7 protein-coding genes and 2 pseudogenes are annotated in these 13,037 nt (G+C 69.6%); all 9 read left to right on the plus strand.

Annotated elements, in window-relative coordinates:
• Positions 1–374 precede the first annotated feature (374 nt).
• The 9 genes and pseudogenes from ACOJVX_RS21620 (at position 375) to ACOJVX_RS21660 (ending at position 13,037) form a co-directional block, all read left to right on the plus strand.
• Complete coding sequence (locus ACOJVX_RS21620; RefSeq protein WP_418155017.1) at positions 375–4,073, plus strand: ABC transporter ATP-binding protein; 3,699 nt, start codon at positions 375–377, stop codon at positions 4,071–4,073.
• Between the two features lie 93 nt (positions 4,074–4,166).
• Positions 4,167–7,928 carry a multifunctional oxoglutarate decarboxylase/oxoglutarate dehydrogenase thiamine pyrophosphate-binding subunit/dihydrolipoyllysine-residue succinyltransferase subunit gene (locus ACOJVX_RS21625; RefSeq protein ID WP_081715478.1) on the plus strand — a complete coding sequence of 1,254 codons (3,762 nt, stop codon included), beginning with the start codon at positions 4,167–4,169 and terminating at the stop codon, positions 7,926–7,928.
• Between the two features lie 555 nt (positions 7,929–8,483).
• Entirely contained in the window at positions 8,484–8,897 is a 414-nt protein-coding gene (locus ACOJVX_RS21630; protein ID WP_418155013.1) for a hypothetical protein, read from the plus strand.
• A 16-nt stretch (positions 8,898–8,913) separates the two neighbouring features.
• Positions 8,914–9,522 carry a DUF3558 domain-containing protein gene (locus tag ACOJVX_RS21635; protein WP_418155014.1) on the plus strand — a complete coding sequence of 203 codons (609 nt, stop codon included), beginning with the start codon at positions 8,914–8,916 and terminating at the stop codon, positions 9,520–9,522.
• A 9-nt stretch (positions 9,523–9,531) separates the two neighbouring features.
• The gene (locus tag ACOJVX_RS21640; protein ID WP_422647060.1) at positions 9,532–10,950 is read left to right on the plus strand and encodes a hypothetical protein; all 1,419 of its coding nucleotides are present in this window, start codon (positions 9,532–9,534) and stop codon (positions 10,948–10,950) included.
• A gap of 47 nt (positions 10,951–10,997) precedes the next feature.
• Positions 10,998–11,264 (plus strand): annotated as a pseudogene (locus tag ACOJVX_RS21645) (ESX secretion-associated protein EspG); the annotation flags it as partial.
• A 119-nt stretch (positions 11,265–11,383) separates the two neighbouring features.
• Positions 11,384–11,572 (plus strand): annotated as a pseudogene (locus tag ACOJVX_RS21650) (hypothetical protein); the annotation flags it as partial.
• 402 nt (positions 11,573–11,974) lie between these two features.
• A complete protein-coding gene (locus ACOJVX_RS21655) occupies positions 11,975–12,388 on the plus strand; it encodes a hypothetical protein (RefSeq protein WP_030229001.1) in 414 nt (137 codons plus the stop codon).
• 55 nt (positions 12,389–12,443) lie between these two features.
• A complete protein-coding gene (locus ACOJVX_RS21660) occupies positions 12,444–13,037 on the plus strand; it encodes a DUF3558 domain-containing protein (protein WP_081893303.1) in 594 nt (197 codons plus the stop codon).

The raw sequence follows: 13,037 nt of genomic DNA on the forward strand, positions 1-13,037 counted from the left end.
GCCCCGGCTCCCGCCTGGCGGCTCGTCCGCCCCGGCCGACCTGACGGCCCCAGTCCGCGCGGACGTGGGCCCCTGCCACACCTGTCGGCGGCACCCACCCACCCGCCCGCGGGTTCCTCCTGCTGGACCGCCGGGCAGGGGTGCTGGCGCCGCACCGGCCGGTCGGACGTCGACGCCCCTCGGCGCACAGCGGGTGCGCCGCGCTGGGAAAGGCCTAGCCTGACCACGTGCCTGACAGCTCTTCCCCGAGCCCCGACGCCAGACCGGGCTCCAACTCCTCCGGCCCCGGTTCCGCCCGTTCCGCCCCGGAGGACGCCACCGGCCCGGCGCGTTCCACAGACGAGCCCTCCCCCGCCGCGCCGGCGGCCGGCTGGGTGCGGCGTCTCGCCTCGGCGAGCTGGCGCCACCGCGGGACCGTCCTGCTGGCCTTCGGGGCTTCGGTGCTCGGGGTTGGTCTCGAGGCGGCCGCGCCGCTGCTCACCAGGGTCGTCGTGGACCGAGCCGTGGACGGGAGCACCGAGGGGATCGGCCTGCTGGTGGGTCTCCTCTTCGTCCTGGCCCTGGTCCGTTTCGGGATGGCGTTCGTCCGGCGCTACGAGGCGGGACGCCTCTCGGTCGACGTCCAGCACGACCTGCGCCAGGCCGTGTTCGCCGCGGTCAGCCGCTTCGACGGGGGCAAGCAGGACACGATGCGCACCGGCCAGGTCGTGTCCCGCGCGATCAGCGACCTCCAGGTCATCCAGACGCTGCTGGCGATGGCGCCCTTCTCCGCCGGCAGCGCCGTCCTCGCGCTGTTCTCACTGGTCGCCATGTTCTGGCTGTCGGCACCGCTGACGCTGATCGCGTTGGTGGTGCTGCCGCTGGCCGCGCTGACCGCGATGCGCAGCCGGCTCGTCCTCTACCCCGCGACGTGGGCCGCGCAGCAACGGGCGGGCGAGGTGGCCGGTCACGTCGAGGAGGCCGTGACCGGTGTGCGGGTGGTGAAGGGCTTCGGCCAGGAGGAACGGGAGATCGGGCGACTGGAGGACAGCGCGAGGAAGCTGTTCGGCGAGCGGCTGCGGGCGGCGCGCCTCACCGCGTGGCCCAGCTCCCTGCTGGCCGCGCTGCCCGTCGCCGGCCAGGTGGGGGTGCTCGGTCTCGGTGGCTGGTTGGCACTGCGGGGCGAGATCAGCCTCGGCACCTTCCTCGCCTTCGCCACCTACGTCGCCATGCTTGTCGGTCCGGCCCGCATGCTCACCAACATGGTGGTCAGCGCGCAGTTGGCCAGGGCCAGCGCGGAACGGGTCAACGAACTGATCGACTCCCAGCCCGAGGTGCGGGAGGCCGAGGGGGCCGTGGCACTGCCGGAGGGACCGCTGGCCGTGGAGCTGCGCGGCGTCGGGTTCGGCTACGTCCGGCGGGAGCGGGTGCTCGACGACGTGAGCCTGCGGGTGGCACCGGGCGAGACGGTGGCCCTGGTCGGGGCCGCGGGCTCCGGCAAGTCCACGGTCGCCCTGCTGCTCCCCCGCTTCTACGACGTCCACACCGGGTCGGTCCGGGTCGGCGGCCAGGACGCCCCCGTCGACGTCCGTGACCTGCGGCTGAACTCCCTGCGCGGAGCGGTCGGGGTCGCGTTCGAGGAAGCCTTCCTCTTCTCCGACACCGTGCGCGCCAACATCGCCTACGGCCGGCCGGAGGCGACGGAGGAGGAGATCAGGGCGGCGGCCGCGGCGGCGGAGGCCACCGAGTTCATCGACCGGCTCCCCGCCGGGTACGACACGGTGGTCGGCGAACGGGGCATGTCGCTCTCGGGTGGGCAGCGGCAACGGATCGCCCTGGCCAGGGCCCTGCTCACCGACCCGAGGGTCCTGGTGTTGGACGACGCGACGTCGGCCGTGGACCCCGTCACGGAGGCCGCGATCCACGCCACGCTCCGCTCGATCACCCGGGGGCGCACCACCCTGCTCGTGGCGCACCGACGTTCCACGCTCTCCCTCGCGGACCGCATCGCGGTCCTGGACCGGGGCAGGGTCGTCGACGTCGGCACCGAATCCGAACTGAACCAGCGGTGCCCGTTGTTCCGCCGACTCCTCGCCGGCCCTGGCGAGGAGATCGAGGGCACGGGCGACGACGGGGACGAGCCGGAGGGCGGACCGGGAACGGTGCCTCGGGGCCGGGACCTGTGGCCGGCGGTCACCGACGAGGACGGGACGACGAGCCGCCCGGCGCTGGAAGCCGACCCGGATCTGGCCGCCCGGGTGGCCGCGCTCCCGCCGGCGAGGGACGTGCCCGACCTCCGGGGTGTGGACGCCAGCGCCCCCGACCCGGAGTTCCGGTTCCGCCGTCAACTCCGCGTCGTCAGGTGGCCGCTGGCACTGGCCGTGGTCGCGGTCGCCCTTGACGCCCTCACCGGGCTCGCGCTCCCCACGCTGGTCCGGCACGGCGTGGACTCGGGCGTCGGGCAGGGTGACGGTGGCGCGCTGCTCGTGGCGACGGCCGCCGGCGCCGCCGTGGTCGTGGTGTCGTTGCTGGCGGTCGCCCTCCAGACCGTGGTGGCCGCCAGGGCCGGGGAGACCCTGCTGTACCTGTTGCGCGTCCGCAGCTTCTCGCACCTCCAACGGCTGGGGCTCGACTTCTACGAACGCGAGCTGGCCGGGCGGATCATGACGCGGATGACCACCGACGTCGACGCGCTGTCCACCTTCCTCCAGACCGGGTTGGCGACCGCGGTGGTGAGCCTGTTCACCCTCATCGGGATCACGGTCGCGCTCCTGCTGACCGACCTGTCGCTCGCCGTGGTCGCGCTGCTGCCCGTCCCGGTGCTGGTCCTGGCGACCCTGGTGTTCCGCCGCCTGTCCTCGGCCGCGTACTCCGAGGCGCGGGAACGGATCAGCGCGGTCAACGCGGACTTCCAGGAGAACCTGTCCGGCGTCCGCGTCGCCCAGTCCTTCACCCGCGAGAAGCGGTCCGCCGCGGTGTTCGCGAGCCGCAGCGACGCCTACCGCAGGTCGCGGTTGCGCGCCCAGCGCTACATCGCCACCTACTTCCCGTTCATCGCGTTGCTCTCCGAGCTCGCCCAGGCCGCGGTCCTCGCCGTGGGCGCCTTCCGCGTCGCCGACGGCGGCCTGTCCCCCGGCGTGCTACTGGCCTTCAGCCTCTACCTGCGGCTCTTCTTCTCGCCCATCCAGCAGTTGTCCACCGTGTTCGACGGGTACCAGCAGGCCAGGGTCGGCCTGCGCCGGATCGGCGGGCTGCTGCGCACCCCGACGTCGATCGTGCCGGCCGCCGAGCCGGTGCCGGTGCGGGGCCGACTGACCGGGCTGGTCGAGTTCAGCGACGTCAGCTTCACCTACCCGGGGGCCTCGACCGCCGCGTTGTCCGAGGTCTCGCTCCGGGTGGCACCCGGCGAGACCGTCGCACTGGTCGGCGCCACCGGTGCCGGCAAGTCGACCCTCGTGAAGCTGCTCGCCCGGTTCTACGAACCGCAGGAGGGGAGCGTGCTGGTCGACGGCGTGGACGTCCGCGACTACGACCTGGCGGGGTTCCGCGGTCGACTCGGCGTGGTGCCCCAGGAGGCGCACCTGTTCTCCGGCGACGTGGCCGACAACATCCGCTACGGACGTCCGACGGCCAGCCGCGCGGAGGTGGAACGCGCGACGGCGGCGGTCGGCGCCACCGCGATGGTGGGCAGCCTGCCCTCGGGGTTCCACCAGCCCGTCGGTGAGCGGGGCAACCAGCTGTCAGCGGGTCAACGGCAACTCGTCGGTCTGGCCAGAACGGAACTGGTCGACCCCGACATCCTGCTGCTCGACGAGGCGACGGCCGCGCTCGATCCGGCCACCGAGGGGGCCGTGCTGGCCGCCAGTGGCCACGTGTCCGCCGGCCGGACCACCTTCGTGGTGGCCCACCGGCTTGGCACCGCGGCCAGAGCGGACCGGATCGTCGTCCTCGACGCCGGCCGCATCGTCGAGGTCGGCCCGCACCAGGAACTGCTGGAGCGCCGCGGCTACTACTACCGACTGTGGTCAGCCACGAGTAACCTGGGTGACAGTATCGATTCAGTGATCGATCAGGAACGCCATCTGGCCGGCTGACCCCGTGGTCTCGTCACAACCGTTCGCCGCGAAGGATTAGCCTAGAAATAGTGTCTGTAACCCCGAGCAGATGGATCGAGGCGAACGGGAGCCGTGTCCAGCAGCAGTCCTGCGTCACAGTTCGGCCCTAACGAGTGGTTGGTCGAGGAGATGTACGAGCAGTTCCTCACCAACCCGTCATCAGTTGACCCCGCCTGGCACGATTTCTTCGCCGACTACAAGCCAACGCAGAACAGCGGCGCCCAGGGCGAAACAGGGACGACCGACGGCACGTCGAGCACGCTGACCAGCAAGAACTCCAGCGCCGCCCCGGCACCCAAGGGTGGCTCCGCCACCGCTGGCGCCAGCGGCGACCACCCACGCAACGGCAAGAAGACAGTGCAGCAGACCACGAAGAGCAGCAACGACGCGGCCGGGTCGGCCGCCCCCGCCAGGAGCACGGCCCGTCCGGCCGCGAAGCCCTCCCCGAAGGACGCGGCGAGCGCCGCTCCCGCGAAGCCCGCGAAGAAGGAGGAGGAGCGCAGGACGCTGCGGGGCGCCGCCGCCGCGATCGCCAAGAACATGCAGCAGTCGCTGACGGTGCCCACCGCCACCAGCGTGCGAGCCGTGCCGGCGAAGCTGCTCGCGGACAACCGCATCGTCATCAACAACCACCTGAAGCGGTCCCGTGGCGGCAAGGTCTCCTTCACCCACCTGATCGGGTACGCGCTCGTTCGGGCGCTCGAGAGCTTCCCGAACATGAACCGCTACTTCGCCGAGATCGACGGCAAGCCGCACGTGGTGACGCCGGAGCACGTGAACCTGGGCCTGGCGATCGACCTGCCCGGCAAGGACGGCTCCCGCTCCCTCGTGGTCGCGTCGATCAAGAACTGCGAGGGCACGAACTTCCTCCAGTTCTGGCAGGCCTACGAGGAACTGATCCGCAAGGCCCGGACCGGCTCGCTCAAGGCTGATGACTTCGCCGGGACCACGATCTCGCTGACCAACCCGGGCACGATCGGCACCAACCACTCGGTGCCCCGACTCACCGCCGGACAGGGCGCCATCATCGGGGTGGGCGCCATGGAGTACCCGGCGGAGTTCCAGGGCAGCAGCAGCAAGGCCCTCGTCGACCTGGGCATCGGCAAGATCATCACGCTGACCTCCACCTACGACCACCGGATCATCCAGGGCGCCGAGTCCGGGGACTTCCTGCGCCGGGTGCACCAGCTGCTGCTGGGCGAGGACGGCTTCTACGACGACATCTTCACCGCGCTCCGACTGCCCTACGAGCCGGTCCGCTGGGTCAGCGACATCCCGGAAGGCTCGGTCGACAAGACGGCCCGGGTGCTGGAACTGATCCACGCCTACCGGACGCGCGGCCACCTGATGGCCAACACGGATCCGTTGAACTACCGGCAACGCAAGCACCCCGACCTGGACATCCTGTCCCACGGGCTCACGCTGTGGGACCTGGACCGGGAGTTCGCCGTCGGCGGCTTCGCCGGCAAGGAGCGGATGAAGCTGCGGGACGTCCTCGGCGTGCTGCGCGACTCCTACTGCCGCACCGTCGGCGTGGAGTACATGCACATCCTGGAGCCCGACGAGCGCGACTGGCTGGAGAAGCGCGTCGAGGTCCCCCACACCAAGCCGGACCCCGCCGAGCAGAAGTACATCCTGTCCAAGCTCAACGCCGCCGAGGCGTTCGAGACGTTCCTGCAGACCAAGTACGTCGGGCAGAAGCGGTTCTCGCTGGAGGGCAGCGAGACGACCATCCCGCTGCTGGACACGGTCCTGGACACGGCCGCCGAGCACGAGCTGGACGAGGTCGTCATCGGCATGCCGCACCGAGGCCGGCTCAACGTGCTGGCCAACGTCGTCGGCAAGCCCATCGCCCAGATCTTCCGGGAGTTCGAGGGCAACCTCGACCCGGGGCAGGCCCACGGTTCCGGTGACGTGAAGTACCACCTCGGCGCCGAGGGCAAGTACTTCCGGATGTTCGGCGACGGTGAGACCACCGTGTCCCTCACCTCCAACCCCTCCCACCTGGAAGCGGTCAACCCGGTGCTCGAGGGCATCGTCCGGGCGAAGCAGGACCGCATCGACAAGGGCGAGCAGGGCTTCACCGTGCTGCCCGTACTGCTGCACGGCGACGCCGCGTTCGCCGGCCAGGGTGTGGTGGCCGAGACGCTGAACCTGTCGCTGCTGCGCGGCTACCGCACCGGCGGCACCGTGCACCTCATCATCAACAACCAGGTCGGGTTCACCACCGCCCCGGAGCACTCGCGGTCGAGCAAGTACTCCACCGACGTCGCCAAGATGATCGGCGCACCGGTCTTCCACGTCAACGGTGACGACCCCGAGGCGTGCGTCTGGGTCGCCCGGCTCGCCGTCGAGTACCGGCAGGCCTTCGGCAAGGACGTCGTCATCGACATGCTCTGCTACCGCCGGCGCGGGCACAACGAGGGCGACGACCCGTCGATGACCCAGCCGAAGATGTACGACGTCATCGACACCATGCGCAGCGTCCGCAAGACCTACACGGAGTCCCTGATCGGCCGGGGCGACATCTCCGTCGAGGACGCCGAGAAGGCCCTGCGGGACTACGCCAGCCAGCTCGAGTACGTCTTCAACGAGGTGCGTGAGCTGGAGAAGCACCCACCGGCGCCCAGCCCCTCCGTGGAGTCCGAGCAGGTCGTGCCGACCAAGCTCGACACCGGTGTGCCGGAGGAGGTCGTCCGCCGGATCGCCGACGCCCACGTCAACCTGCCCGACGGCTTCACACCGCACCCCCGCGTCAAGCCGGTGTTGGAGCGGCGGGAGAAGATGAGCCGCGAGGGCAACGTCGACTGGGCCTTCGCCGAACTACTCGCGTTCGGCTCGCTGACGATCGAGGGTCGCGACGTCCGGCTCGCCGGGCAGGACTCCCGGCGCGGCACCTTCGTGCAGCGGCACGCCGTCGTGATCGACCGGAAGACCGGCAACGAGTACACGCCGCTCCAGAACCTCGCCGAGGACCAGGGGCGCTTCATGGTGTACGACTCGGCGCTGTCGGAGTTCGCCGCGCTCGGCTTCGAGTACGGCTACTCCGTGGCCAACCCGGACGCCCTCGTGCTCTGGGAGGCCCAGTTCGGTGACTTCGTCAACGGCGCGCAGTCCATCATCGACGAGTTCATCTCCTCCGGTGAGGCCAAGTGGGGCCAGCGCGCCGACGTCGTGCTGCTGCTCCCCCACGGCCATGAGGGCCAGGGGCCGGACCACACCTCGGGTCGCATCGAGCGGTTCCTGCAACTGTGCGCGGAGGGGTCGATGACGGTGTCGATGCCGTCGACACCCGCGAACTACTTCCACCTGCTGCGTCGGCACGCCCTCGACGGCGTGAACCGCCCCCTGGTGGTGTTCACCCCCAAGCAGCTGCTGCGGCTCAAGGCCGCGGTCAGCCCCGTGTCCGACTTCACCGGCGGGAAGTTCCAGTCGGTGCTGGACGACCCGACGGTGAGCGACCCGAACGCGGTCCGCAGGCTGCTGCTGTGCAGCGGGAAGATCTCCTACGAGCTGCACAACGAGCGGGTCAAGCGCGGAGTGGACGACACGGCGATCGTGCGTCTTGAGCAGTTCTACCCGGTGCCCAAGCGGAAGCTGGCGGCGATGCTGGAGCGTTACCCGAACGCCACCGACGTCCGTTGGGTGCAGGAGGAACCGGCTAACCAGGGCGCGTGGCCGTTCCTGGGCCTGCACCTCCCGGACCTGCTGCCCGAGCGCCTCCGGGGCCTGCGGCGCGTGTCGCGGCGGGCCATGGCCGCCCCGTCCTCGGGGTCGCCGAAGGTGCACGAGGTCGAGCAGGCCGAGATCATGGCCTCGGCCTTCGGCGACTGACTCGCTGACGGGCACTGCTGAGTGACCGGGACGGGCGGTCGGATCACACGATCCGACCGCCCGTCCCCGTCAGTGCTCTGACGAGGTCCGTGTTCGGACTGACCGCCCGGCCGTGGCCTTCGCCCACCACTCCGACGGTCCATTCGTGACTCGAGCCTCCACCTCATCACCACCTGATGCGGGAGCCGGCAGGATGTGGACACCGCCACCGGCGCACCTGGGTCCGGCGCCTGTCGGCGTGGCCCCAACCGCGCTAACAGACCCCGCTCCACCCCGAAGGCTCGTTACCTGATCGTGTCCTTCGCACACGGGAACCCAGGGACCTCCACTCGCGTCATACATCCTGCGGAGGCTCCGCCCGGGTCCTCCCACAGGACTGCGGCAGCTTGGTCGGTTTCCCCCTGTCGGGACCGGCGACGCTGCTACGGTGCTGTTTGACCCGGCGGTGTCGCCGAGGGTCTGACGCGAGGGGGCGTGCGGGCCAGCGAGGCCCGAGCAGCCTCGGGCGCCCGCACAGTGTGCTGTTGGTTGAAGGTCTCCTGGGGAGGAACCGCCGTGAGCGGCAGCTACGCAGTGGACCTGGAGGCCCTGCCTCGGGCCATCGCGGAACTCAAGGTCGCACGGGACGTAGTCGCGGACTTGGAAGTTAAGGGAGCCTCCATCGCAGCGAAGCGTTCAACGCGTGGCGACGACGGCGTGAGCATGAACGCAGGAGAGCAGCTCGCTCGAGTGGGCGACGATCCAGGCGAAGGATCACTCGCCACGACCGCAGCCAAGCTCCGTGATGAGCTTGACAACACCATCTTTGCTTTCGAGCACATGCTTCGGGAGTACCTGGAGCTTGAGCAGTCCGCTACCCTACCTGAATACGACGGCGAGGTCAGCCAGATCAGCCTTCCTCCCGATTACTGGGAACGACAGGCCCTGAACAACGGTCGTCGATCCGGCGGCGACTACGTCGCCATCTGAGGCAAGGAGAACTTTCGTGCAGAAACACAGCAGTAGTGTCATGGGCGCACTGCTCCTGGCGACCGCCTTGGTTCTCGCCTCCTGCTCGACCGAGGACGCCTCGGAGCCAGACACCACTGACGCTACCACCGAGAGCACTGCGGCCCCGAGCCTGACCGAGGAGTTTCCACATGAGACGGAGCTACTCGCGCCACCCGTCTCGACCCCACTCGACGCGACCGATATCGAGCCGTGCGATCTGATCTCTGACCAGGCAGTCAGTGCTCTCAGGTACGACGCTGGCTCAGCCCGGATGGCCACTGACGAGGCTTGCAACTGGGACTCCACTGAACACGATGGCGCCAGGGCATCCCTACGCGCGAACACCGAGGATGGCGGACTGTCATGGATCTACCAGATCCGCGACACTTACGCGGTCTTCGACGAAATGACTGTCGGGAACTATCCTGCGGTACACGCCCACACCATCGAAGATGAATCGCGATGTGTGCTGTACACGGGCATCGCCGACGACCAGTACTTGGCCACCGACTTCATCCGAAACACGCTCGACAGTTTCGACTCATGCCAGGCCGCGATCGAATTCACCGAAGCAGTGATCGCCGAACTGCCAGCGGCTTCCTAAGGGGACATCATGCACCTCGAGACGACGTGTGAAACCTTCGCTGGCAAGAACGCGAAACAACTCCGGCAGGACATCACCGGGGAAGGCCACGGCGGAAACGCCAGCGACGTCTACGGCGAGTGGAGCGACGTCTCCATCCGCTTCGCAGAACTCGCCGACCACATCAAAACCTCCCTCGCCCGAGCAGCCGACGCCCACCAGGGAGAAGCGGCCGACACCTCACGAGCCGCCACCCTCCCCCTGGTCACCTACGCGGAACAGGCCAAGGACCAAGCACAGGCGATCGGCTCCGGCGTCTCCTCCCAAAGCACCAGCCGCAATGTCGCCGTCCTGAACATCCCCGAGGGACAGGACGAGCCCAAGAAGGAGGGGTTCGAGGTCATCCTCCCCTCCAGCTGGACCGGGCACGGTGACCGCATGGAGGCCTACGAAGCGGAGAACGAGGCCGCCCGCGAGGTCATGCAGACCTACCAGAACGAGACCAACAACGTTCTGATGTCCGTCCCCTCCTTCGAGGAGGTCCCCAGCACCACCTACTCCGCCAAGGGCACCACCAACCCCGAGTCCATCGGGAACGGGATCCCCGGTGGCGCGCCGTCGGTGCCCAGTGTCGGCGGTAGCGGCGGCGGAGGGGGCGGCGGCTACGGTGGCGGCACTCCCGGTGGCGGGATGAACTGGAACGGCACCGGCGGAGGGGGCGGTGGCGGCGGTGGCGGCGGTTACACGCCCCCCAGCCCGTCCGCGCCCAACCCCGGAGCACCCGTCACCCCCATCGGAGACGGACCCGGCGCGGTCCGCCCCGACCTCGTCGCCCCCAGCCCCGGCGGGCAGTTCCCCGGCGGCAACCTGCCCCCCGGCGCCGGCCCCCTCCCCGGTGGCGGCCCCGGCGGCGGGTGGGGCGGTATGCCCCCCGGCGGGATGCCCCCCGGAGGCATGCCGCCCGGCGGGATGCCGCCAGGGGGCGGCGGCCCCGGCGGGCCCGGCAGCGGGCGCCTCCCGGGCGGGCCCGGCGGCGGGTTCGGCGGCCGGCTCCCCGGCGGCGGCTTCGGCCCCGGCGGCGGGTTCGGCGGCCGGCTCCCCGGCGGCGGCTTCGGCCCCGGCGGTGGGTTCGGCCCCGGTGCCGGTGGCTTCGGCCCCGGCGGTGGCGGCTTCGGCCCCGGCTCCACACCCGGTGGCCCCGGCGGTATGGCCGGTGGCGGTATGGGCGGCGCCGGCGGCGGCATGGGCGGTGGCGCTGGCATGGGCGGTGGCGCGGCCGGCGGCGGAGGCGGCATGGCCGGCGGCGGTGCCCGAGGCCGCGGCGGACAGGGCGAGGACGACGGCGAGCACAAGCGCGCCGACTACCTGCTCGAGACCGACGACGTCTTCGGTGACGGCCGCCTGGTCGCGCCCTCCGTGCTCGGCGACCAACCTCCGACCGGACGGTGACCGTGTCACCACGAGGGCGCATCACGCTACCGGCGATCGCCGTCGACGTGATCCAGACCAGGCTCCGGGCCACGCTCCCCGCGGCATTGAAAACGGTCGGCTTCGGGTCCACCGAGGACGAACGCAGGATGCTGCACCACCGAGCGTGGCAGGAGTTGGAGGCCCGGGGCCTGGTCCGGCACGGTGACCTCGACCCGTTCCTGGAGGACGCGTTCCAGATCCTCGCCCGGCCACCACTCGCGGTCTGGGCACTGCTCCAAACCGATCGGGAGAACGGCATCGACGGGAACAATGCCACCGGCATGACTGCCTCACTGGGCGGTCGGATCACACCATCCGACACGCCCGTTCCCTGTTGCGGGCCACCCCGGTCGGATTCAGGACAGGCGTTCGCCCCCTCCATCGAGGTCTGGGCACTGCTTCAACTGACCGGGTGCAGGAGGAACCGGCGAGCCAGGGCGCGTGGCCGTTCCTGGGCCTGCACCTCCCGGACCTGTTGCCCGAGCGCCTCCGAGGCCTGCGGCGCGTGTCGCGGCGGGCCATGGCCGCCCCGTCCTCGGGGTCGCCGAAGGTGCACGAGGTCGAGCAGGCCGAGATCATGGCCTCGGCCTTCGGCGACTGACTCGCTGACGGGCACTGCTGAGTGACCGGGACGGGCGGTCGGATCACACAATCCGACAGCCCGTCCCCATCAGTGGCTCCTCGGCGTGGCCCCACCCGCGATAACAGACCCCGCTCCACCCCGAAGGCCCGTTACCTGATCGTGTCCTTCGCACACGGGAACCCAAGGGCCTCCACGGGCGTCATACATCCTGCGGAGGCTCCGCCCGGGTCCTCCCGCAGGACTGCGGCAGCTTGGTCGGTTTCCCCCTGTCGGGACCGGTGACGCTGCTACGGTGCTGTTTGACCCGGCGGTGTCGCCGAGGGTCTGACGCGAGGGGGCGTGCGGGCCAGCGAGGCCCGAGCAGCCTCGGGCGCCCGCACAGTGTGCTGTTGGTTGAAGATCTCCTGGGGAGGAACCGCCGTGAGCGGCAGCTACGAAGTGGACCCGGAGGCCCTGCCTCGGGCCATCGCGGAACTTGAGGAAGCACGAGAATCCGTGCTCGACCTTCAGGCCGTCGCTACCAACATCGGGAGCCAACCGCCGACACGGGGCGATGATCAGATCAGCTTGAACGCTGGCGAGCAGTTCGCGCTGCTTGCCGAGTCGCCGCAGTCTGGCTCGCTCGGGCTCACCGCACAGGAACTCGTGACCCGGTTGGAGGAGACGATCGAGGCCTTCAAGGAGATGCTGCGCGAGTATCTCGAACTTGATGCGGCCGCGACTCTGCCAGAGTATGACGGCGACGTGACTCGGTTCGAGAGCTCTCCCACCTATCAGGAGCGGTTGGCAGCGGCGAACAGTCGCCGCTCAGCTGACGGCTACCAGGCCATTTAAGGATCTGATCGTGATTTCGAACCGAAAGATCAGCGCAGCCCTACTTGTTCCCGCAATGCTGGTGTCGGCTTCTTGTTCCAGTGAAGGATCAGGGACTCCAGGTACGACAAGTCAATCGATTGACACACAGAGCTCGTCGACGGTGAACACTTCCGAGACCGAGGATGAGCCGGGCTCTGGCGCCCCGACTGTGGCCGATCCTCTAGACGTGTCGGCTGTGGCTCCCTGCGACCTGATTCCGGACTCTGCTGCCGAGCAAGCCGGACTCGACTCCGCGAGCAAACGGCTACGCCCTAACCACCGCGATCCCAACGCCCCTGAGGAGATGTGCCGTTGGGATTTCAACAACATGGAATACAGCTCGATCTCGGCTATAGCCAATATCGACCAAGGGGGCCTGTCCTCGGTATATGCCACCTCCTCGGGCAGGACGGTGTTCGAGCCTATGAGCATCGCGGGTTACCCCGCAGTACACGTGAACGACTCGTCTAACTCCGCCCGATGCCCCTTGTTCCTTGGTGTCTCCGACGATCAGACCATTCTCTACGATACCCAGCTGAGTGCGAGCGCGACTGAGGACGCGTGTGAGATGGCAGTGCGGGTCGTCGAAGCAGCCGTCGCCGAGCTTCCCTCCGCATCCCAGGAGTAA

The organism is Actinoalloteichus caeruleus, assembly GCF_049311605.1.
Classification (GTDB): Bacteria; Actinomycetota; Actinomycetes; order Mycobacteriales; family Pseudonocardiaceae; genus Actinoalloteichus_B; species Actinoalloteichus_B caeruleus.